The organism is Clostridium sp. AF32-7AC (genome assembly GCF_003477925.1).
In the GTDB taxonomy this organism is placed as follows: Bacteria; Bacillota; Clostridia; order Lachnospirales; family Lachnospiraceae; genus Otoolea; species Otoolea fessa.
Window position 1 is genome coordinate 45,639 of record NZ_QUEG01000006.1, and the last position, 24,742, is coordinate 70,380.

18 protein-coding genes and 1 pseudogene are annotated in these 24,742 nt (G+C 41.4%); 1 reads left to right on the plus strand and 18 read right to left on the minus strand.

The window, feature by feature from the left end; genetic code table 11:
- Position 1: 1 nt before the first annotated feature.
- From DWZ45_RS09885 to DWZ45_RS14445, 12 genes and pseudogenes are all read right to left on the minus strand, one after another.
- Positions 2-916: a sugar phosphate nucleotidyltransferase gene (locus tag DWZ45_RS09885; RefSeq protein ID WP_118468902.1), complete on the minus strand. Its 915-nt coding sequence runs from the start codon at positions 914-916 to the stop codon at positions 2-4.
- Between the two features lie 230 nt (positions 917-1,146).
- Positions 1,147-1,338 (minus strand): hypothetical protein, encoded by a 192-nt coding sequence (locus DWZ45_RS14820; RefSeq protein WP_338126549.1) that lies wholly within the window; start codon positions 1,336-1,338, stop codon positions 1,147-1,149.
- 109 nt (positions 1,339-1,447) lie between these two features.
- Positions 1,448-1,693: pseudogene (locus tag DWZ45_RS09895) on the minus strand (FAD-dependent oxidoreductase); the annotation flags it as partial.
- 204 nt (positions 1,694-1,897) lie between these two features.
- Entirely contained in the window at positions 1,898-4,627 is a 2,730-nt protein-coding gene (locus DWZ45_RS09900; protein WP_118468904.1) for a glycosyltransferase, read from the minus strand.
- A 74-nt stretch (positions 4,628-4,701) separates the two neighbouring features.
- Positions 4,702-6,576 carry a DUF4422 domain-containing protein gene (locus DWZ45_RS09905; protein WP_118468906.1) on the minus strand — a complete coding sequence of 625 codons (1,875 nt, stop codon included), beginning with the start codon at positions 6,574-6,576 and terminating at the stop codon, positions 4,702-4,704.
- A 41-nt stretch (positions 6,577-6,617) separates the two neighbouring features.
- Complete coding sequence (locus tag DWZ45_RS09910) at positions 6,618-7,379, minus strand: ABC transporter ATP-binding protein (RefSeq protein WP_118468908.1); 762 nt, start codon at positions 7,377-7,379, stop codon at positions 6,618-6,620.
- 9 nt (positions 7,380-7,388) lie between these two features.
- A complete protein-coding gene (locus tag DWZ45_RS09915; RefSeq protein ID WP_022360509.1) occupies positions 7,389-8,177 on the minus strand; it encodes an ABC transporter permease in 789 nt (262 codons plus the stop codon).
- A gap of 28 nt (positions 8,178-8,205) precedes the next feature.
- Positions 8,206-9,153 (minus strand): DUF4422 domain-containing protein, encoded by a 948-nt coding sequence (locus tag DWZ45_RS09920; protein WP_118468910.1) that lies wholly within the window; start codon positions 9,151-9,153, stop codon positions 8,206-8,208.
- 32 nt (positions 9,154-9,185) lie between these two features.
- Positions 9,186-10,532, minus strand: a complete 1,347-nt coding sequence (locus DWZ45_RS09925) for an exopolysaccharide biosynthesis polyprenyl glycosylphosphotransferase (RefSeq protein WP_118468912.1) — start codon at positions 10,530-10,532, stop codon at positions 9,186-9,188.
- A 25-nt stretch (positions 10,533-10,557) separates the two neighbouring features.
- Entirely contained in the window at positions 10,558-11,070 is a 513-nt protein-coding gene (locus DWZ45_RS09930; protein WP_118468914.1) for a transcription termination/antitermination NusG family protein, read from the minus strand.
- A gap of 306 nt (positions 11,071-11,376) precedes the next feature.
- Entirely contained in the window at positions 11,377-13,983 is a 2,607-nt protein-coding gene (locus DWZ45_RS09935) for a hypothetical protein (protein ID WP_118468916.1), read from the minus strand.
- A 370-nt stretch (positions 13,984-14,353) separates the two neighbouring features.
- The gene (locus DWZ45_RS14445; RefSeq protein ID WP_147353108.1) at positions 14,354-14,962 is read right to left on the minus strand and encodes a hypothetical protein; all 609 of its coding nucleotides are present in this window, start codon (positions 14,960-14,962) and stop codon (positions 14,354-14,356) included.
- Between the two features lie 774 nt (positions 14,963-15,736).
- Between DWZ45_RS14445 and DWZ45_RS09940 the strand changes: the two genes are divergently transcribed.
- The gene (locus DWZ45_RS09940) at positions 15,737-19,123 is read left to right on the plus strand and encodes a hypothetical protein (RefSeq protein WP_147353109.1); all 3,387 of its coding nucleotides are present in this window, start codon (positions 15,737-15,739) and stop codon (positions 19,121-19,123) included.
- A 74-nt stretch (positions 19,124-19,197) separates the two neighbouring features.
- Here DWZ45_RS09940 and DWZ45_RS09945 read toward each other — a convergent pair whose 3' ends face one another.
- The 6 genes from DWZ45_RS09945 to hisA form a co-directional block, all read right to left on the minus strand.
- The gene (locus tag DWZ45_RS09945) at positions 19,198-19,791 is read right to left on the minus strand and encodes a YHYH domain-containing protein (RefSeq protein WP_118468920.1); all 594 of its coding nucleotides are present in this window, start codon (positions 19,789-19,791) and stop codon (positions 19,198-19,200) included.
- Positions 19,792-19,946: 155 nt separating this feature from the next.
- Positions 19,947-20,630: an RloB family protein gene (locus DWZ45_RS09950; protein WP_118468922.1), complete on the minus strand. Its 684-nt coding sequence runs from the start codon at positions 20,628-20,630 to the stop codon at positions 19,947-19,949.
- Between the two features lie 2 nt (positions 20,631-20,632).
- The gene (locus DWZ45_RS09955) at positions 20,633-21,826 is read right to left on the minus strand and encodes an ATP-binding protein (RefSeq protein WP_118468923.1); all 1,194 of its coding nucleotides are present in this window, start codon (positions 21,824-21,826) and stop codon (positions 20,633-20,635) included.
- A 358-nt stretch (positions 21,827-22,184) separates the two neighbouring features.
- Entirely contained in the window at positions 22,185-22,871 is a 687-nt protein-coding gene (gene hisIE, locus DWZ45_RS09960; protein WP_227589461.1) for a bifunctional phosphoribosyl-AMP cyclohydrolase/phosphoribosyl-ATP diphosphatase HisIE, read from the minus strand.
- A gap of 270 nt (positions 22,872-23,141) precedes the next feature.
- Positions 23,142-23,900: an imidazole glycerol phosphate synthase subunit HisF gene (gene hisF, locus DWZ45_RS09965; RefSeq protein ID WP_117796566.1), complete on the minus strand. Its 759-nt coding sequence runs from the start codon at positions 23,898-23,900 to the stop codon at positions 23,142-23,144.
- An 84-nt stretch (positions 23,901-23,984) separates the two neighbouring features.
- The gene (gene hisA / locus DWZ45_RS09970; RefSeq protein ID WP_022360500.1) at positions 23,985-24,695 is read right to left on the minus strand and encodes a 1-(5-phosphoribosyl)-5-[(5-phosphoribosylamino)methylideneamino]imidazole-4-carboxamide isomerase; all 711 of its coding nucleotides are present in this window, start codon (positions 24,693-24,695) and stop codon (positions 23,985-23,987) included.
- Positions 24,696-24,742 lie beyond the last annotated feature (47 nt).

The following is a 24,742-nucleotide window of genomic DNA, read 5'->3' on the forward strand; positions in this document are numbered from 1 at the left end:
ACTACTTCCATAACTCCTTCGGGTATGTACCATCTTCTATCATAAGATGAAACTTCTCCTGCGCCGGTTCTATATCTTCCTTATACGTAATTCCAATCCACCGATCCGATGTATTCAGAACTTTTACAGAAGCCAAATTCTTTTCCAACAATTCAGCTACAATGTTCGGTAGAAGATATTCTTTTTTCTCCGGATTTTCTCCTAATGTATCAAGGAATCTGGTAAATCCTTCGTCTATGTACTTCAAAAAGTCCGGATATCCCGCCCACATATTCATGGATACCATCGTATCCGGTGTGATCCATTTGCTGACTTCCGCATTATCGCACTGGATTTTTCCATCCACTATCTGAATTCCCGTTGTCTCAATCACTTTCTCCAGATATCCATTTTCATCTGCCACACAGACACCTCTAGTTACAGCTCCGTTCTCACTCAGCGTGTTCTTCAAAGAAAATCCAGCCATGGCAAGGTTCATCTTCTCTTTATTCTCATTCTCGGAACTCAAGAAATCATGAAGCTTTATAAATGCTTCTTTTCCATAATAATCATCTGCATTAATAATCACAAATGGCTCTTTGACCACACTCTTGCAAGCCAAAATTGCCTGTCCAGTTCCCCATGGTTTCACGCGCCCTGCAGGGACTTCATATCCATCCGGCAAGTTTTCCAATTCCTGATAGACATACTCTACTGGCATAACTTTCGATAAGCGATTTCCAATCACTTCTTTAAATTCCGCTTCGATTGCTTTTCGAATCACAAAAACAACTTTGGTAAATCCAGCTGCTTTCGCATCGTAAATCGAAAAATCCATAATAATCTCCCCATTGGGAGCCATCTTTGCAAGCTGCTTGATACCGGTTCCGAAGCGGGAACCGATGCCAGCAGCCATGATGATTAGGGTTGTATTCATATTTTTCTCCTAAAAGTACATTTTACTTAGAACAAATGCCATCTACAACGTAAGCATTTTTTCGCGTTTCATATTAGGCTATACCGTCCATCTTATAAATAACTATTCCATGGTCCTGCCCTTCGCCACATTTCACGGCTTATCCACATCCAACATTTTCAGAACACCCACATAATATCCCAAAAGCTGTATATTCTAACACCAACGATTCTATCAATAGCTTTCACTATCTATTTAGGGTTATAGGCACCACAAGCATTTTTCAGTAAGATTTTCATCAGTTCACTATTACCCTTAAAAAAACTTATTTTCGTTGGAGTCTTTCCTGTTTTAGGATATACCCTCGCAACAGGAATTTCACAAGCTTTCATGCCGATCTGTGTTGCTCTGACAGACAGGTATGCCAAAAGCTCATAAGTCATAAAAATATCTCTCAACGGCTGAACCCTGTTATCCTTCAGATAACGTGCTGAGTATGCCCTGTAAGCATTTGTCGTATCTGTAAATTTATAATTCGCTGTCAATGAAATTATTGATGCAAAAATCAAAATCTTTATTGAATCTCTCAAAATATCCTGCTGATTTCATAGCTGTAGATATTGATCTGGGATAATGATACCCTTGATGAACTCTTGCCTGATTTATGTATGTCGCTCTTCTAAATGGTGTAGGATCACATTCAAGGACCAACACCTTCTGTCCCTTTTCTCCACAAAATAGTGCAGAATATAATCCATACAATCCTGAACCTATAATAATTTTATCATAGTGCTCCATACTTTCCTCCTTAAGTTTATACTTTTATAAAAAAGAAAAAGGCTACAGAAAGCCTTCAAACATTCTTGATTTCGTATATTCATTTTTCCACCAATATATAAAACTATACATCTTCATTCTTTGACCTTTTTCTTTAATATATAATACAATTTAAAAAGTATTTTTTATTGTTTCAAACAAGTGTATAGATATGCTAAATCTCCATCAAACTCCCGTCAACAGATCTCCAAATTCATCATATAAACATATGTTATATCTAAGTTTTGATAATTCAACACCAATATGAACCGACATTTGTTTTTCAATACAGTCATTTATACTTTCTGCAAGAATCATTTTGATTTTTTTATTACTGCATTTCGTGTATTCATTAATTTCAAAATATCGCTTCAAATCATTGTTTATATACCAATTTAACTCATTTAAAATCAGATAATCTCCAATATAATCAGCTCGGCAAAACTTCTGGCATTTTTCTATGCAATTATTTACTATTTTATCTGTATATTGTAAATATACAGTGCCATCAAACAATTCCGGATTATTTAAATACCGTTCAAATTTTTCTATGATCTTATCCAAGTATTCCGATATTGTTTTTTCTTCACTCAACAACTCCTTTTTTACTGCATCCAATGTCTTTTTTACCACTCCTGATGCAGAAATAATACGTAGGGCAACCTTATGCACCTCATCCGGATAGGAAGCACATTGTGGCAATATACTATCAAATGAGAGCTGTTCCACCAAAGCTCGTTTTACGTAATATCCGCAGCTTCTATTATGACCATGTAATACCCTTACATCTGATAATATTGCAATTCTATAACCATCGCGTAGCAAACGAATCCCCATATCCAAATCTTCTGCATAATTAAACCTATATCCATATTCTCTAAAAATTTTTGCATGTATTGCACACGTAATATCTGTTAAAGATGCTTTCTTTCTAAGTTCTAAGGCATCATCATTTTTCGTCAACTGATTATATCTATTTCCATCTGTTATTCCACAGAACTCAGCGTGTGATTTTGTTGCTATTTTGTAAAATAATTCTGTTGAATCAGGGCATAATTCTGCCACACTTACCGCTGCTACTTTACATTCATCAATAGGTTTTACAATTTTAGAAATCCAATTATCACCTATTGGCAATGCATCTTGTGTCATAAATATTATAATTTCTCCGCTTGCTTTTTTTGCTCCCATATTTCTAGCAAATGAATGAGAAAATTCTTCATGCTTAATTTTATAAATATGCGCCTGATATTTTTCAGCAATTTTCAAAGTATCATCTTTACTTCCTGAATCAACAACTATAATTTCAATAGATTTTACAAATTTTTGTTTTTTTAGTTTGAATAACATTATATCAAATTGATTTCCTGCATTATATGTCGGAATTACAATAGATATCTTTTTCAGACAATTGTACTGATTTTCTATATTTTCCTTTTTAACATTTTCTTCTGTGTCTTCTAACGCTTTTTTTGCATTACAATAAAATGCTTCTTGAGAAAAATATTTCATATAAGCTTTATATCCATTGTTTCCAAACACTTCCCTCTTATTTTTATTATTTATCAGGTATAAAATTTTTTCAGAAAGTTCTTCCGCGCTATTATTTTTATAAATCAGCCCACATTTTTCTGTCTCAACAATTTTTGCTGTACCCGTATTTTCTGAAACAATAACTGGTACATTATTTTGCATTGCTTCCGTTGCTACAATAGGCATTGGATCATCTCTCGACGCACAAACATAGCAATCTATTTCTTTATATAAATCACCCATTTCTTTTCGATCTAATTCTTCTAAAAAGAAAGTATTTTCTGGAAAGTCTTTACAGATCTTCTGAATCTTATTATATATAGGCTTATAGTGTTTTTTCCCAACAAACACAAAATAACATTTTTTTCTCTCTCCATCATCCAATTTACGAATAGCATCAATAAAAACATCAAATCCTTTTCTATATTCTTGAACACCCACTAATGAAAATACTACCTTATCTTTGGACTCAATAGGAAGTTCAAATTTTATCTCTTCCCCCGATTCATTTTTAGGAACATAATATAATAAATCATCAGCTGTATATAACGGTTTATGGTAAAGTAATCTTTTTTTAGCATAATCTCCAACCGCATAAATTCTCACATTATCTGGAATATGCTGTGGCATTGCGCCAAAAAAATTCTCATCCTGATAAGATGTTTCCGCTTCATGAATCCACCATAAAACAGGAATTTGACTCTCACTTAAACCATTAATAATTGGTGCACTTGCAATTGTATTAGCAATTACAATATCAAATAAATTGATATATGATTTATATGTATTTTCTCTATAAAGCATTGGATCTATTAACGCCGGAATGCCATATCTAGTGCATTCTTCTTCTAATTTTCCTCCACACGGTGATATAATAACTGGGCACTCCCCTCCTTCCTTTAACATTTTAGCAAAATAAAACAATGCAATCGGTGCTCCTGTAAGCAACATTTCATGTGTAACTAATAATATTTTCCGCTTCTTTTTTCGTTCGTAAGAAATTAATTGGTCTTTTTTTATAATTTTCCTATTACCCAATTCAAAATAATTTGCAATTTTCATAAATGTTTTTATTTTTTCATGTGCAAATTTTTCTGAATCTTTATCTTTTTTTTCTCCCTTTATTATATCCACTAATCTTCTTATCGGTTTTGTCAGTTTCCAAAACTCTGAATTTTGAATCATTTCCTTATCTAAGTTAGCTTTTTCCGCCATTGCAATATAATGCATCATTTCATTCGCATATGCTTTATTTGCATTAGTCAAACTTAATAACTGTTGTTCTTTTAAGCTGAGACGTTTTTTTAACTCACTATTTTCTAATTGTAAAGTGTCTATTGTCTGTTCTTCTTTGCAATGAAGGATCTCTTTATAATTCTCCATTATTTTATTCTCCTTACCATTTACTTTTGTATTTCACTCATTCATAATCTATTCATATGTACCCGTGGTATCTTTTACTTTATAATTTTCTTAACCCACTCTCTCCTCCGACTCCCAATCGGCAGCACCTTATTGGCGATCTTCCGAATGCCCACATTCTGCTCCATCTTTGCGATTCTTGACAATTCTGCCTCTCGCTCATCCATCAGGCATCGTTTTGTCTTTTTTAAGAGCATCGGATAATACGGCGACAGCTTCGCATACTCCCAGAAATATTCCGCAAAGTCACAGTCCACCACATCCCACGGTTTCTGGTATCCGGCGAAATGAATCAAATACGGGTGTTTTCTTGCCTGTGTGTATGCTTCATAGAGCTGTCTCGGTGCCATCTTGAGAATGTCCATGCGGCTACGCCCTATCTCCTGCCAATCCATCAGAGTATTCCACTGCTGTGGCAGGTAGGTTACATTGTTTTTGCACACGATGTTCAGGATATCCTGATCATGGCATCGATAGGAATGGGTCAATGCCATCTGTATCATATCTTCTGAACTCATCGTCCTGCGGAGTCCGTCCAGATCAAGAATTAGGACGCCCGCCTGGAAATAGTCATACGGACTGTCCAGTCCCAATGTCTCGGTTGCATAGGTCTGCCAGTTGTTCTGATTCAGGTTCAGCTGACCTGCTACATCGATATCTTTAGCCGCTCCAATCACGGCTCCGTTCAAGTCAAAATCATACAATTCTGCCACATCATGATCGGCCACCATGTCACAGTCCAGATAGAGGATCTTATGGTAATTTGGCATGATCTCCGGGATGATCAGGCGGTAATATGTCTCTACGGACAAGTGCTGATCGACAAATAATTTGCCCGCATCGAAGTATTCACATACTCGGATGAAACGAATCGATATATTCTGTTTGTCCCTGGCTGCCATGGAAATCAGATGCTGATTTTTCTCAGAAATGTCGTTGTACAGAATAATGATGTCATACTCTCTCTCCGGTGAGGCATTCGCGATCACCGAGCGGATCATGATGTCAAGATACGGTGAAAATTTATCGTTGGCAGACAGTACGATCGGCACGCCTGCTGGATAAACCGGCTCCAGAACCGCTTTCGGCGCTGTCTCTTTGAACAGGGTTTTCGGCAGTTCTCCCGCCCGGATTCCCGGCTGGGTTTTCAGCCATTCATAGTAGATGCCGCAGAGGCGTTCTGCCAGATATCCCATCACCCGGTATTCTTCCACGCTGTACCAGGTACTGTCGATCCGCTTTTCTGCCTCAAAAAGGATGTCAAAGAGCCATGCACAGTAATTTTTATAGATCTCTTTTTTCATGATGAACATATTGCACTCATGGGCGGTTTCGGACTGCATATACGAATCTGCTGTCTGTGCAAACGCCGGATATTTTTCTTTCAAAATCTGCAGGGTAATATCCAGATCTTTCCGGTGCTGGAAAGGAACCATGCCATATTCATGGTACACATCCATCGTTTTTCCTTCTGTCTTAATGCGCGGATACCGGCGTCCGCGGACGCTGAGCACGTCATATTTTGTGATCAGATCGCGCATAATCTCCGGCTGAAGTTTCATTTCCTCGATTGCTTCTTCTGAGATGCGGTCATAGGCAATATTCCCCCATCCATCATCTTTGTTCAGAGACGGATCAAATGCCAGATAGCGGCGATAATGGAAAAATCCATAGTAATCCGCCTCTTCATTTTTCCAGGCCCAATACTGGGCCGTCAGTTCACAGTAGGTTTTGTTTCGATCGGAGATATTGTCTCCCTCATCGTCATGCAGCATTCCCAGAAGTTTTTTTCCAGAGAGTGCCGTTCCTACCTGAATCGGGTATAAATATGGGTTTTCCGGCACATAGGCCGGTTTGTGACAGACCACGTAGATCCGGATATCCGGGTTCTGTCCTGCTTGTTTTTCCATGTATATTACATTCCTTTCATCTACAGCATTTTGCGGGATTTTTATGCGTTTTCCGGCAGATTCAGGCTTTCCATATAAGCATCGCAGACGCCCTCTGCCTCGCCCTGCATAACCACATTTCCCTTGTTCAGCCAGATTGCATGATCGCAAAGCTGCCGCACGGTTGCCATCGTATGGGAGACAAAGAGAAGTGTCGTTCCATTTTCCAGCATATGGTGCATGCGCTCCTGGCATTTTTCCTGGAATGCCGCATCTCCGACAGCCAACACCTCATCGACGATCAGGATCTCCGGCTGCACGATCGTCGCGATCGCAAATCCCAGTCTCGCCGCCATACCGGATGAATAGTTCTTGATCGGCATATTCATGAAATCTTTGAGTTCTGCAAATTCGACGATCTCATCATAATGCGCATCCATAAATTCCTTGCTGTAACCGAGAACGGCGCCATTTAAATAAATGTTTTCCGTCGCCGTCAGTTCCCCGTCGAATCCGGCACCCAGCTCGATCAGTGGTGCAATGCTTCCTCTCACTTCTACCGTGCCGCGGTACGGTTTCAGAATACCGCAGATCAGCTTTAAAAGTGTCGATTTACCAGAACCATTCGTTCCGATGAGGCCCCACGCTTCGCCGCGTTTTACCTCAAAATTGATATCTTTCAGAGCCATAAATTCCTGGAACATCAGCTCGCGTTTGATCAGTTTTACAAAATATTCTTTTAAATTATCAATGCGCTCGGAAGCCATATTGAAACGGACCGCCGCATTTGTTACTTTTATGATTGTGTCTTTGTCCGATGCCATTTCTGCCTCCTAGATATATAAGATAAATTTATCCTGCGTCTTTAAAAATGCCCACACTCCAATCAGAAGTGCCACTCCGGCTGCCACAAATCCAGCCAGAATCAGGTACGGATCCGGCATCCGACATTCCAGCACGATCTGACGGAACTGCGTGATATAGAAATACATCGGATTTAACATCATAACCAGTTTCCGCAGCGCCTCCGGAAGCAGGGTAATCGGATAAAATAATGGAGTCAGATACATCCATGCGGTCAATACTGCGTTATAAATATGCTGTATATCGCGGAAGAATACACACCCCTGCGCCAAGAGCATTCCCAGTCCCAGGCAGAACAGATATTCCTGCAGAAGAATTACCGGAATAAATAGATAAAAAACATTCGGAACGACCCGGCATACCACAAATACGATCACTAGCGCCCCCAGTGCAAATACCATATTTACAAAGGAACTTGTAATTTTAGATACGGTAAATACATATTTCGGCACGTAGGTTTTTTTCAGCAATGACGCATTTCCGATAATGGAGAAGATCGCCTGTGTGGTTGATTCACTCATAAAGTTATAAAGCGTCTGTCCGATAATCAGGTATACCGGAAAATTGACAATATCAGACCGGAACATATTGGAAAATACGATTACCATGATAACCATAACCATCAGAGGATTCAGGATACTCCACAGGTATCCCAGAAAACTTCTCCGGTATTTCAGCTTAATATCTTTTGTTACAAGCTGCTGCATCAGGAAACGGTACTTATAAAATCCGCCCAGTCGTTTTAAAAACAAATTCATATCTTTTCCTCTTTCTTCGATTTTGCTTTTATTTCAAAAAAAAGCCGCGCAGCAATACCCGCCGGAAACTTCCTGCCGGAAACAGACGGTTTAACTTACGCATATCTATTTTAATTTTTAAGTTGGTCGGTTTTAAACGAAACTCCCGTATATTCGATACTTCTTCCTCCTTTCCCGGTTCAGTATGATAGAATTTAAGATAAGGAAGCTCGGCACATTGTATGCCTTTCTTCCTCTGGTAAAAGTAAAAGATACCAAACAACCGCTCCGCAAGATAGCCATACAGCCTTGGTTCCTGCGGTTTGTTTATCTCTTTTCTCTCCTGCTCGAATGTATCTAAAAGTGTAAAAAGCCATTCCATATAGGTATGGAACAGCTCTTTTTTCATGATATACATATTCATATAATAGATATCTTTGGAACTCATATATGCCTTTGCCGAATCTGTATATTCCGGGTAAACCCGGTTTACAATCTCCAGCATATGATTCAGTTCTTCTGCTTCATGATACTGGCAGTACTGGCGGTATACCGTCGTATTGATCCGCTCCCGGTAAACGGTCAAAAGATCGTATTTCGCGATCTGTTGTACCATCCACTCGGCTTCCATCCAATATGGTGTCAGATCGTCCCAGACGGAATCCAGCTCTATATACGGATGCTGGCGTTTTCCAAGGATTCGTCCACTCGCCATCACGGGGCAGACCCTGTGAAACGTCAGATAGCGGCGGTAATGAAAGAATCCATAATAGTCGCAGTCTATATTTTTCCAAGCCCAATACTGTGCCGTCAATTCACAGTAATCCGGATTTTTCCCGGATATATTATCGCCCTCATTATCTCGATATGCCATATGTTCCAGACGTTTTTCCGTCAACGCCGTTCCCACCTGTACCGGATAAAAAATTGGATTTTCCGGTACATAGGTCGGCTTATGGCAGGCAATAAAAATGCGTATATCTGGTTGTTTTTCCATGTCTTATTTCCTGTTTATAGCTTTTTATTCCGTTATTGCTGTTCTTCTTTGACTCCTTCCGTACTTTCCTTCATCAGCATAATCTTCGGCGTCATGATAATCAGCTTCAGATCTTCCAGCACTGAATAGTTGCGTATATACGTCAAGTCCAGTTTCAGCTTGTCATAAGGGGTCGTGTTATATTTTCCATACACCTGCGCGTAGCCGGTCAGACCGGCTTTGACTTGCAGACGGAAGGAAAATTCCGGTATCTCTTTTTCCAATTCGGCCGCCAGCTCCGGACGTTCCGGGCGCGGACCTACGATGGACATATCACCTTTTAAGATATTGTAGATCTGCGGCAGCTCATCCAGACGGGTTGCCCGCAGTATCCGGCCAATCGGCAGGATTCTCGGATCGTCCTCGCTTGCCAGCCGTGCCTTTCCATCTGCTTCCGCGTTCTGCACCATGGTACGAAATTTATATATCTGGAATTTCTTTCCGTTTTTTGTAAGGCGCGTCTGCTGGTAAATCACCGGACCGCCGTCGGTCATCTTAATACAGATTCCTACAATCAAAAAAATCGGAATCGTGATAACGATTCCGATGAGTGATCCGACGATGTCGATGATCCGTTTCATAATTTCCTGCTCAATCTGCAGTCCCTGATTATTCCGCGATAAAAGCAGCGGCGAATCAAACAGATTTAGTTCCACCGAACTGCGAAGCAGAATGTCCGATATTTTCGGGACGCTGTATGTCCGGATATTCTGGCCGAAACAATATTTGATGATATAGTTTCGCTCATGCGCCGGTATATCTCCGACAATCACACTGTCGTATTTGGCGATCTCCGCTTTGATGCGTTCCGGTCCTTCGTGGTAGCTGACAATCTGGCTGATTATGTATTTATCTTCCCGCGCATTCATTTTTTCAATCAAATGATAATCCGAGTGATCGCCGGAGATCAGCAGCAGCTCTCTCGGCGGGAACATGCCCCGGTACAGCCAGAGAAATGTCATCGTCCACGCGAGGATGATGACAACCGCCCCTATCAGATTGACCACCAGTGGCGCCGGTGCCGTGAATTTCTTATCCTGCACGCTGATCTGGAAATACGTAATGATATTGGTGACTACCACCGCCAGTATCTGCGAGTAGATCAGATTGCCCCGTTTCAGGAGCGCTATCTTAAATCCGCCGTACAGCTGCATAAAGAAAATAAGCAGGAGTCCATAGATGAATATCATCATCCAGTTACCCCTGCGGAAGAACGGCGCCCAGATAATCTTGTTGTACCAATTGATCCAGATGACGCCATAGAGTCCTGTCAGAAGCGCAACCAATATCAGGGCAAATCCCAGCTTGATCAGGCGCTTGTATTGCTCAAATTGATTCATGCTTTTGTGTTTTGGTTCCTTTCTTTTACTTATCTTCCGGCAGACGGATCCCCAGTTCTATCCTGCGCTTTTCTCCCAGAAGCTCGATCTCCACCGTCACGATCCGCTTGCGGATGCGCTTGCGTACAATCTTTTCCAGAAAGAAGGATAATGGTCCCTGGGCAGTTAGGATGTTGCCGTCTTCGTCGAGGGTGACAAAGGAGCGGCGGACAAGACATTCATCCAACTCCATCATCTGGCAGAGCAGTTTCTTCTCTTCTTCCCGAATCGACCAGAATTCACAGTCCGTCCGCAGGAGTTTGGAAAGCTTCGGGACCCGCTTTAACGCCAGAAAGAATTCCTCCGGCGTATCGGTGTCCACGATGACATAGGATGGAAAGAGCGGTTTCTGGTAAGCCAGAAACTCCCCGGCATTGCGCCAGACGCATTCCTGCTCGATCACAAAACAGGCTCGGTATCCATTTCCTTTCAAAACGCGTTCGATACATTCTGTCAGCTCCTGTTCCCTGCCTGTCTGTGTCTGGATCACATACCACATATCGCACTCTCCTTTGCATTTTCTCTGCTTTCAGGTGCACAATGGGTATGCTTCGCCATCCCGGAGCCGCCTTCTGGCTGCCCGGATTCGATCTCGATCCATCCTATGTTCCATCTTTCATCTGACCATGACATTGATCACAGGCAGCTTACTCCACGTGCTTTTGGTATTGTATTTGACATTCTGGGCGGACAATCCCCGATTTTAAGGGATCTGTGCCCATGAAATATCGAGTTTATTATACTACGGTTTGTGGGAGGATTCAATAGAAGTTTCTGGGCAGGAATGTGGCGATATGAGGTGGTATCATTCGTGAACACTCCGCCCAGTAAAAACTGTCCCGACCGGTATCTCATTTACTTGTATGGATACTTTTGCCGTCACTTTGATGACCTTACGTTCATTATAAAGGAATTCTATCAGTTCATCCTTTTCAAATTCAACCGGCAATCCATTTATAATGGAATAATAGTATTTTCCAGTTTGCTCATTATAATTTACATTCTCTTCCTCTATACTTGGCGAACAAATAGAAACTTTCACCTCATGTAAGCATACCTGTATCGAATCTTCTTTCAACGCAATTCCATTTAACTCGCCAACTGTATATATTGTTTTACATTTGTCCAAAAACTCGTTAAACTCAGCTCTGTTTTTATAGTTACTATTCTTTAAGATAAGCTGCGAGCCAAAAAGCAAATATTGGTTATTAGCAGACAAGTATTCCATGAATTCCTTATCATTTTCAAAGTCCTTGAACCTGTTCTTTGTTTCTAAAGCCTTTTTGTTTAACAAAAACCTTTCAATACCACGCAAAAACGCTCCATCTATATCAAAGTAATATCCAGCAATACTCCTTTGCCCTACCAAATCAGTATAATCAGATATATTCAATAAATCTATTATTATCACATCATCCGTATCATCATTTTCTACCAGAATAGGAGCGAACCTCTCTCTGAGCCTATGAGCAATATCCCTTTGTATTTTTTTACCAATTTCCTCTTCATTAGTCTCATAATTTGCTTGTGATTCCATTGCTGATCTAAGACGTCTTTCTTTATGCTTTTTCTTAACCGCCTTTTCAAAGCTATCATACATCAAATTGACCTCTGCTTCTATCTGTTCATCCACCTTGTTTTCCATATAAATCATTTTAAATAGTTCAGTAAACATTTCCTTCGTCGTTTTTTCATTCGCTTTAGAAACATACCAAATCATTCTGCTTTCATCAACATTTCTTTCCAATAATTCCGGCAAGTTAAATTCACAAGACATAAACACCACAAAAAATATATAAAACTCTGATATCACAGATTCAATCATCATCACTTTACTCGTTCCATTTTGGGAAAATAACTCGTACCCGTTCATTACATTTTCCATTTGTCTTAATATATCCAAGTTTATCCATTGTGAATTTTCAGCAAGAATATTCAAATAGTCTAGGAATGCATCTTTTATCTTCGGATCTTCCCAAATATTCCTTGCTGAATGTCTGATTTTTTCCGTAACACAATCATCATTTTCTCGTACTGCCAAGTAATATACATAGCAATGTACCGTCAGATAAAGCAGAAACTGGTATTTATTCGACGTAAGAACTTGTTTCATCCCCTGAAGATATAAACCTTGTTTTACAACCTCCTCCTGTCCATTCACCAGCATTCCATAACAATATCCAAAATATATCGAAAGCTTTGATTTTAAGTAAATCTCCTGTCGTTCTTCTGGAATGTTATATGCAGAAAAAAGATTCCTGTATTTTAAATCCACCGACCACAAACGATAATTCACAGTATTATTTTTGTTTTGCTGCTTCCCCAAATAATATCCCACATATCTGGCAAAGGAATTCAACTCTATAATCTCACTAGAAAACTTATATTCTAACCGCTTGTTCTTGGTTTCATTCTCACAATCCTTATTCTCTTCTTTATTCCCAAGCCATAGTGCAACTCTTTGTACTGTATCTGTAAAATGACCGAACATCATTCTTCTTTCAAGACTTTCAATGCTCAGCTCATCCATATTTTGCATTAAATCGGCACCTATTTGTGAAAATAGCGAGAATTCTTTTCTATATTTTCCCGAAAAGCCTTGATTCTTTACGTTACATTTATAAATACATCCCCAAAGTATATCATACACATCTTGTATAAACTCAATTCCTCTTTCTTTAACAAGCACCTTCTCTGACCCCAGAAGACTATATGCCATATTATAAGACTGCTGCTCTATTGCTGACATGCATTTATCCATTCCACAGTCCCACAAAACCAACATGCATCTTTTAAAGATTTCATAATACTTTTCATAACTTTGTTTATCCTGGGAATCTAACTCCCTCTTCCAATCAAGAACAAACTTTTGATATACATCTAATTTACAATCTATCTTTGTATCGCTATCCAACACATAGTTGATATATGCTTCTATATCCTGATTCTGTTTATTTCTTCCCTCAAAGGCAGAGTACATTTCTAGTATAGATAATAATATTACTGCTAACGTAGCCACAAAGACGCCAAATACACAGTTATACAGTTTGAGCACATGAAAAAGTGCTCCTATCAATTCAAATCCAAGCAGAATGAAAATAAGCATTTTTTGCTTCAATTTCCACGGTTTTATGTTTAAATAAAAATCACTTACGGATACTCCCATATACGAATCAGAAATATTTCCTGTTATTAATGCAATTATTGCAATTATCAAGGTTGCCGTAGATGCCTGTATCTGTAATATAGTTAACGAAAATGCATCTATATCATTTATAAAAATCCAGGCTTTTTCTTTTACAAGCGCATTCCAGTCACACCATCCACCCAACAAAAAACAGGCTGCTATGATTATCAATATCATACTCTCAAGGTTCCTATTTTGTTTACGCATTCTATTCCATTCACTCATAAGCCGTTCCTTCTCCATGTCTTTCCATTCTTAATTCAATCTGCATACTATTCAAATTTAGCTGTCAGGCACCTCGTGGATTCCCGTATAATTATTATTTACGGCCGCTAATATTGACTATACTTATTCTCTGTAATACTACAATTCTACAATACAATAAACAGCATATATCAGCAACATAGAAATTCATTTTTCCTCATGAAGAATTCCTTGCCTTTGTCAGTAACCGTAAAAATTTGAAAGAAGGCAAAGCAATCGGTGCTTCATCCAAAGACAAAACACCGTTCTCTATTATTGATTCAACCATTCCCCTTCCTCTCCCCCTCTCCCTATGCTACAATACCCTTATCACACCACCCAAAGGAGGCTCTCACCCCTGATCCCACAAACATCCGTCAACTGGAACGCATTTAACTATAAATACTCCACCAATCCCCAACACGCCTTCGAATCCCTCACCTACTATCTCTTCTGCCATGAATTCCAGCAGCCCTACGGTATTTTCCGCTACTTCAACCAGCCCCATATTGAAACAAATCCCATTCATGTGGGCGATCGCTATATTGGCTTCCAGTCGAAATACTATGCGGACAGTGTTACCATGTCTTCCAAAGAACAGGAACTGATCGGTGCTGTCAAGGGAGCCGTACAGAGATATCCAGGTATTACAACGCTTTATTTTTATATCAGCCGTGAGTTTTCTCCCAGTTCTAAAACGGACGATATCATGCCCTCCTATCAGAAAAAGGTGGAAGCGGTCGCTGAAGAGCTTGGCATTGAACTTGTCTGGCGGGTTCCCAGCAATCTGGAAGCGCAGCTGATGCAGGATAAGCAGCTTACCATTTGCCGCAATGTGTTTTTTCAGGTGGACTCTGCCGTACAGACCTGCTGTGAAAATCTTGTAAAACATAAAAGAGAGATATTTGATCACATTCACACCAGCGTAAGATATAGAGAAAACGATATTACTCTGGAACATATCCAACTAGACCTTAACTCGTTTCTAAATTCTGATGCGGTCATTTTGCTCATTGACGGAGCTGCCGGTTCCGGAAAATCGGCTCTGGTAAAACAACTTACGGATGGACTTACAAATGACTGCGCATTCCTCGCTTTTAAAAGTACCGATCTGGATGTGAATGATATCCTAAATTTTTTAACCCCTTATGGCGAATTAAATTTGGATGAAGTGATCGATGTATACAAAATGGCTGACACCCGTGTGCTCTATATCGATGCAGCCGAAAAGTTTTTTATTTGTGAATATCAGGAAACGTTTGAGGATATCCTGAACCGCTTTATGGCGGCTGGATGGAAAATCATTCTGACACTCCGAACCGCGTACCGGGATTCTTTTCAAAACTCCCTATTACACGGCAGCAAGGTTCAGACCTATCATGTCGAACCGGTTGACTCTGATAAACTGTCCACTTTATCCCATACCTATGGTTTTCAGCTGCCACAGGACAAGCGGCTGCTAGATCTGCTCTGTGCGCCTTTCTATCTGGGCTTATATCTGGCTCTGGGAAACCTCGAGGATGAATCGATGCGTTCTTTGAACCGTGAGGCATTCGAGGAAAAGATCTGGAATGATATCATCCGTAACAACCGGAAGCGGAAAGACAATCTGCCAACCAGAAGGGAAACGGCTCTTATTTCTTTGACCACGAAAATGCTTCAAAATGAGATTTATTATTATGAGATTCTCGCAGAGGATGATTCCGAGGCACTTTCTGAGCTGGAGAAAAGTGGTGTGCTGTTCCAGAGCGACGATGCCAGAAGATATTTGCACAGCCATGATGTATTTGAAGAGTTGGTTGTCGGTCATATTTTTACTGAACGCTACCGGCATGATACCCTGAATGAGCAGTTTTTTGCCGATTTCCACCCTTCTCTCCGCATCCGAAAGCTATTTCGCGGATGGCTGGCTGATTTTGCCGCTGTTCCAACCCATCAGGAGCTTATTTTCCACCTTCTCGACTGCGAACAGGTAGAGCGGATATGGAAAGATGAGATTCTCTTAACGGTTATCAGCACGGAATCTTTAAAAGAAGTTTATCAAAAGCTGACACAAAAGATGGCTGCAAACAACTATGAGCTGTTACGAAAACTTGCCATTTTAATCAACACCTGCTGCCGCGCCGCAGAAAACTGGGAACAATACTGGAGTACTGGAAATCTGATTCCGTTTCGCCTTTCCAAGCCGTCCGGCTATGCCTGGCAGGCTTTGTTTGCTTTTTTGTTAGAGCAGAAAGAGACAATCCTCTGGGATGAACGTCTGATTTCCACCATCATTGAGGTACTGGATTCCTGGACCAAACACCTGGATCATGCCAAATCAGAAAATACCCGCATGGCGGGAGAAATCGGAGTATTTTTGTTTCAAAAAATAGCCAATGACAAGGATCTGCGGTATACCTTTGAAAAAGGGCAGGCAGAAAAGCTGCAGGATGTATTGGTAAATTCTGCATGGATGATTCAGGAACCCTTAAAATCCCTTTTTCAAATGGTAATAGATGAAAAAAAAGGCGATGAAAATCATCCTCCTCTTCCCCGTATGTATACGGACCTGGCAAAATGTGCTGTATCGGATATTTATCATTATGGAATGGTTCCAGCTGCAATGCCTGAAATCACGCTTCATCTGATGGCAAAATTGTGGGTTCGCTCCAATATGACTCTTCGTACCCATTACGCCCATCCTGATGTTGAAGAAGATTTCGGTTTAAATCCTCATCTGGACTTTTGGTATCAAACCGCAAGCGCTTATGCAACACCAATTATCCCATTACTGCAAGCCGAACAAAATCTTGTAACCGATTGGTTAATTGATTTTTGCAATCAAGCTGGTAATTCCTACGCACATTCATCTTTAAATGAGGATTATGGGGAATGTACAAACATTACTATTTATGTAAACGATATACCTGTAGAACAAATTGCATCTGACCGACTCTGGAAAATGTACCGCGGAACTTCGGTTGGTCCAAATCTTCTGATTAGTCTCTTGATGGGGTTTGAAAAATGGCTTCTTATGGTTATCGAGCATTCAGAAACTCATATTGTTGTTAATTATTGCCGCTATATCCTGCAAAAGTCCCGCAATGTTATGTTGACTTCCGTGATCGTCAGCGCCGCAGAAGCTCATCCAGATAAACTATTTGAGATTGTCTGCAAGCTTCTTCGCACAAAAGAGCTGTTTCATCTGGATTCACATCGATTCACCGCCGAATCCTCCGCTTCCTTTTTGCTGTCGGGAAAAGATCTTCTTGAAAAAGAACGGCTGGAGAGTAACCGCCTTTCCTTCAGAAAAAAGCGGCTGGAAGAGGTTATTTTATCGTATCAAACCAACGCCAGCGGTCTATCAAAAGAAGCCCTCGACTTGCGGAAGCAAACGCTGTATCAGGCGATTGACCGAGCGGCTGCCGATATCGATACCTGGTCATCCAATGACAAATTTGCCTATTACCGGATGGATTTACGGCGTTATCAGGAAATTGTTGATGTTCGGGAAAATGAGCACGGGCAGACACTCTGTACGGTTCTCCCTGATTTTACAGAAGACATGAAAGCATTAAGCCAGAAGAGCGTTGTCGCCTATGAACCTCATCTGAAATATATGGATTTACAGTTATGGAGCGATTATAAATTCCACCATGATGTTAAATTCCGGAAATATAAAAAGTATGAGAATGTCCGCACCATTTGCTCAGAGCTGAACGAAATCTGGGCATATATTGACGCTGAAGTTCGCAATGAGGAACTCTCTTCCGACGATATATCTGTGATCGTGCACCGCTTTACCGCGATCGCATCTTACACCAGTGCTGTTTTACTTCGGGATTTTAAGGAAACATTGTCACATGAAGATCAGACATTATGCGAAAGTATCATTTTCTCTATTGGCGATTTATTTGCACACGCTTCTCACTTTGAAATTGTTCAGGCTGGCAATGGGATCGATGCGGTTGCCGTTGGACTGGTTCTTTTAAGCAATGAAGATAATATAAAAACTGCAAATGACGGAAATCCTCTGTACCTGCTTCTTAAACTGGCACTGAATGACCGGAGTTACAACAGCCGTATCGTGAACGGAATCGCGTCAACCATCTGGGCGCACAGCCAGAATGCTGCGTGGCATTTCCTGTATCTGTTTTCACTCCTCGCCGATTCTTATGAAGACGCGCTTTTGAAAAATGAGTCATTTTCCAGCGATGACTTTTTCAAGCGGAATGAGGATGTGATTGCCCGTGCGCTTGCGAAAGACTCAGTTGATATAACCGACTTTGATTTTTCCAAGCTCCAGAATATGACGATTTTCACGCTTCTTTCCTTGGTCTCTCCCCAAGCAGCAGAGGCATTTAAATTCGCGGACGCAACGAAAGCTCTTGTCATGGAACTTGTTTTTACAGATAACAGGGATTTACGCGCCGAACGCAGGGAACTTTCTGGATATACAATAAACTATGTTTCCTGGCTGGCAGATGTTCTGCTTCATTGTGAACAGGCAGAACAAGCAGGTCTGATCGATGCATTTTTCCAATATGCAGATTTGACTCGAAATGATAACTCAGGATATCTGCTCACCGAGCTCATCCGGATACAGGATATCAACGGGAAAACAGATGCTTTCTGGAATGTATGGGAATTACTGAAACCTTACCTTCTTGCATTAAGCAGCAAACCACAGGGTTCTTTTGATGACCGCCATCCTTATGGACTGGACAAGGTGATTATCAGCTATTTATTTGGCAATTCTCCCTGGAGATCCGATGTTCACCGATGCGCCTTCCTTCCAGAAGGAAACGCGGCTTTCTTTGACGATTTTATCGACAAATCAGGAAGTCTCAAAGCCCTGTTCTACGCGATTTCCCGGCTGCTCTATACCGTTGGGCGGGAACCTTATCTTGAAAACGGGATCGACTGGATGTATAAACTGGTCACGCGCGATCCTGACTGCCAGTTACCGCTTTATCAGCAAACCTTGTATTATATGGAAGAGTACGTCGGTCTTTTTGTATCACGCCATCGCATGGATTTCAGGAACGATGTGGAACTGGCTATGAAGACTCAGACGGTGCTGGAGTATATGGTAAATCGGGGATCGCAGATTGCTTTTTTCTTGCGGGAGTTGATTTAGAAGGATGAGGCGAGAAAAACCATGCAATTGTCTTTGTGAGACTAATACATGGTTTTCTCTTCCATCACCTATTTTTATTTACAAACCCGATTCTCCAACTGCCCACTCTGCACATAATGTGTATAATAAGCCTTCAAATCATCTCCAAACACTGCCACCAGATCCGGGTTATTTGCCTTATACACACTAACATCGAAGTTCTCCGATGCCCTACGTCCTTCTGCCATACCACATGTATAGAAATGCTCAAATAACTTCTGCGAATCAGAGCCAACGACCGACTGCAAATCTGGATTATTCATATAATAATAATTTGCATCAAACACCGGCTGATACGTGTTCATCTGTTCCGTTACCTGATTCTGATTACCTGCGGACTGTGTCTGAGTCTGCGTCTGTGTCTGACCGGACGTATTTTCATTCGAAACCGCCCCATTCTTATACGGGCAGACTCCATTTGGATGAAGATGTGCCTCATGGTCGCCACAATGATAATGATAACTTCCCAGACCGCTCTTATTCTTGTAGTCATGATGTCCGCCCTGTGCATCCGTCCGTCCCGGATGCGCCTCAACTGTAATCATCGTCATGTTTGAGACAGTCGCGAACGATGCCGTCAGCATCATGCAGGATAAAAGCGCGGTTCCAAACTTTTTAAAACGTTTCATAATAACTCCCCCTTGTAACTGTAAAATGAAATGCTCTCCGTTTTGATTGTAACATTTCCATACAGAAAACACAAGGAAATCACCCTCATATCGTGTTTATTTCGTCATACAACGCAATGCAATTGCTATCACACAGTCGGCACACAGCTTGTCCCTCACTCCTCCAAATACCCCATCAACTCCTCAACCACCTTATACACCGTCGTCCCCGGATCATACTCTGATGGCACATCTTTCCCCTCACGAAATCCATCCATACGTCTCTTAGCATTTTTGATCGCTATATTGACGCCGTCATATTGATTTACTAAATCGAAAATCTCTTCACAATTTTTATGGTAGGTTCCATCCCCCAAATTATATTGCTTGAATATCTCATTGAGTTTTTCACACCAATCATCCCTATGAAGCGCAGTATCCGCATAATTGAAATGTAAATAAAGCCAATATTCGAATGACTGATTGCTCCAAGCAATTTTATATCCCTTTTCTTTTCCCAGCCGGATTGCCTCATCAAAATCTTTAAAATCGTCTTTATCAAAAACCACCCATATATTCTGATAAAACACCTTTGAATCTTTTACTATCTCTTCAGTTGCTTCTATCAACCGACTGGTGCTGCACCCTTGTCCGAATATATCTATAACCGGACTTTCGACGATATCAATTCGACCATTTACTTTTTCGTTAATTTTCTTTTGCAAGCCTTTAAAATAAAGTGGCTCTGTTTTTTCACCTTCTGTAACAATTAAAAACGAATTTGTATTAACCGATTTAAATTCATGCTTTCTCTTTTGTCGCTCTGCCCTGCGTTTCTTAAATAAATCATCCGTTCCCACACCTACTCACCTTCTTTCAAAGAAAACTCCTTAAGAAATGGAATTCCTCCATATACCCCCGCCAGATAATCCTTTTCAAATGACGCATCGGAACGTACCTTAAAATCCGAAAGCGCACACAACTCCGAGTGTCCCAGCTCATCTTTTTGTACAAACCAAATCTGATCTCTTCGAAAGAATTTCTTATCCATTAATGTCGTATCATGTGTGGTATAAATCAACTGAGCCATTGAGTCGTTATTATAGAATAAGTCGATAAAAAATTTCAACAGCAGTGGATGTAATTTTACATTTAATTCATCCATCACCAGTACATAATTGCTGATAATCGCCATATGAGCATGAATATAAAGCATGATACTTTTGATTGTACCTTCTGACTCATCGTATAAATTTAAAGGATATAATTCCCCATCTTCTCCCTTATGAAATGTAAAAAATAGCGTTTCTTTTTCTTTTTTCTTATACGTAATATCCTTTATTCCAATATCAATTGCAGCGAGAAACTCCAATAATTTTTCTTTTTCGTTATCAATAATTCTAGGCAGGATGGCATCCAGGAAGTTCGTATTTTCACAATCATCCGATGTAAAAACTAAAATATCCATAATCCCTGAATATACGGTTTTAAAAATATCTGTTTTTAAATTAAGTTTATTAAAGAAGGATAACACAAGTGTCTCCGACGGAATTTGTTCTTTATAAGCCTCACATTTTTTTCTGACAGAAGCCCCAAGATTCACTTCCTGCATCGCTCTCTCAAAAATCATCGCTTTTCGGTTTGCCTTTAGGTTCTTTCTGTACAGCCATTCCGTCACAATTTTCTCAGAATTATACTCAAAACCATACTGATACTCCTCATCCCCCAAAATCAGTACAATTTCAAACTCTGAATTTCCCTTATTTTCTTCAAAAGAAAATGGTCTGCTGTATTTTTTGAGTACCGACTCTGTTTCATCATCAACATTGTTCAACGACTGGGAAACAATTCGCCTAAAAAGCTTCAGGGCCCACACGAAATTGGACTTTCCGCTGGCATTCGCACCATAAATAGCCGCTACCCGCAGAAATTTTTCTTTTTTATCTATATCAATCAGGTTCGATGGATGTTCCTTATAAGCGCTGATTGCTGTCATATCAAAAATCGTTTCTTCTTTAAAGGAAAGAACATTTTTCATTTTAAATTGGACCAACATATTTTTGTACCTCCTTTTTATATAATATACGAATTCTTGATTTTTATGTCAATGTTTTTACGGATTTTTCGTAATTTTATTGTTCTAACATCATCTTTTTGACATAATCTTTCCATCCTTCCATCTTTCGCTCAAAGGTTATTCTTTCTTACTCAAGTAAGAATTTCTGAATATCACATCTTAAGCAAAGTCTGCAACCAGAACTGTATCGTACGGAATTTTCAGTTCAGAAAATTCCTACCTGTGAACAGTTATAAACTCTCATAATAAAAAAAGGAAACCATGCAGCTATCTGTGAACCTCTGCATGGCTTTCCCTCTAACCTTTTTCAATTTCAATCGTTCTAATTTCGCCCGCTCTACCGCATATACTCCTGCTTCACCTTATGATCCACCACATGCCGCTTCGCCAGCTCTTTCGTCACATCCTCTACGCTGATGCCCGCGTCTGCCATCAGAACCATGGCATGGTAACACAGGTCTGCCAGCTCGTAGATCGTTTCGTCCTTGTCTTTCTTCGCTGCCGCGATGATAACCTCGGTACACTCCTCGCCGACCTTTTTCAGAATTTTGTCCAGACCTTTGTCGAACAGGTAGGTGGTGTAGCTTCCTTCCTTCGGATTCGTCTTACGTCCCATAATGAGGTCGTAAAGTCCCTCATAGGAAAACGGCGTGATCTCCTCGTTCTGGTAAACCGGATCAAAGAAGCAGCTCTCCGCGCCCGTATGGCACGCCGGACCTTCCTTGACTACCTCGACAATCAAGGTGTCCTTATCGCAGTCCGCATAAATACTGGAAATATGCTGCACATTCCCGCTCGTCTCACCCTTTCTCCAGAGTTCCTGACGACTGCGGCTGTAAAAACAGGTTTTCTTCTCACGAAGGCTGATCTCCAGACTCTCCTTATTCATCCAGGCCATCATCAGAACCTTTTTGCTATAATGATCCTGCACAATCGCCGGAATCAGACCTTTCTCATTAAACTTTAACTCATCCATCTTAAACGACGGCTCTACGCCTGCAATCTCGTTGATATTCTCACTCATACTCTCATCCTGCCTTACCACTAAAATTTTTTATATACATTCCCCGCGTCCAACGCAGCGCCGACGCCCACTCCCGCGATCCTCAGGAAAACAGGTGCCCAAAAACTGTAGAAAACATCGCATACGCCGGTGCTTAGTGAGGTCTTTTCGAACTTAGCACCGCTGCGTAGGCGCAAGAGCGCAAGCGTTTTTCGGAAGTTTCTGGACGCCCGTTTTCCGTCCTACTCACGAAAAAGCACCGCCCTCTAACTTTTTGGGAATCTATGCGATTTAGATCAACCGCATCTCCACCCCATTCTCCGCCAAATACTGCTTGAGTTCCTTAATATTTACTTCCTTCCGGTGGAAAATACTCGCCGCCAGTCCCGCGTCGATCTGCGGATACTGGAAGAGATCTAAAAAGTCTTCTTTCTTTCCCGCGCCTCCCGATGCAATAATCGGCACATCGACACGCTTCGCGATCTCCAAAAGCATCGGAATGTCAAATCCCTGCTTCACACCGTCCGTATCGATACTGTTGACCACCAGCTCTCCTGCGCCGCGTCTGACGCCGGATTCTGCCCATTCCAGCGCATCAATGCCTGTATCGACACGCCCGCCCTGCTTAAATACGTGGTATTCGTCTCCAACACGTTTAACATCCATCGAAAGCACCACACACTGATCGCCGTAGCGGTGTGCCGCCTCGGTAATAAGCTCCGGATTTTTGATCGCGCCGCTGTTGACGCTGACCTTGTCCGCGCCGCATTTTAAAACGCGGTCGAAATCATCCAGCGTGCTGATGCCGCCGCCGACCGTCAGCGGAATGAAAACCCGTTTTGCCGCCTCAGTCAGGATGTCGGTAAAGATTTTTCTTCCTTCTACACTTGCCGTAATATCATAAAATACCAGCTCATCCGCGCCACTCTGGTTGTAAAATTCTGCCATCTCGACCGGATCCGCCACATCCTGGATTCCCTCGAAGTTGACGCCTTTCACGACACGCCCGTTCTTTACATCCAGACACGGAATAATACGTTTTGAAATCATGCCGTTCCCTCCTGATTTCTTTTTCTGATTATTCATTCGAATCGTTCGAATGATTTTTTTGCCGCTTTTTATACGGCGCTTCTCCTAAACGGAATATTTCAGTGCTTCCTTTAAATCAATCGCACCCAGATACAGCGCTTTTCCTAAAATCGCACCATACACCTCATTTTTCAAGATCTCAATCTCCTTGAGGCTGCTGATTCCACCGGACGCCACGATATCCAGCCCTTCAATCTGCGATAATTCTTTATAAAGCTCCAGGTTCGTTCCCTGCATCTTTCCATCGCGGGAAATATCGGTGTAAATGACCGTTTTCACTCCCGTATCGCGCAGGCGGCGGCAGAAGTCAACGCCTCTTACCTCGCTCGTCTCAAGCCACCCGTGAGTCGCCACAAAACCGTCCTTCGCGTCCACACCGACTGCAATTTTATCGCCGTATTTGCGGACCATTTCTTCGACAAATGGATAATTTGTGACCGCCACCGTGCCGAGAATCACGCGTCCGGCTCCGAGCGACAGGTATTTGTCGATGGATGCCTCGTTGCGGATGCCGCCGCCGACTTCTACAAATAATCCCGTTGTCTTAATCAGCTTCTCTATCGTGTCAAAATTTGCCAGCGCCGCGTCTTTCGCGCCGTCCAGATCGACCACATGCAGGTTTTTCGCGCCCTGCTCCTTGAATCCCAGCGCCACCTCTTCCGGTCGGTCGCTGAATACTGTCATCTGGTTATAATCGCCCTGCACCAGGCGCACCGCCTTGCCGTCCCGCAAATCAATCGCCGGAAATAGCTCCATGTCCGTTTCCTCTCCATAACTGTTTAAATCCAATCTACAAACCTGAA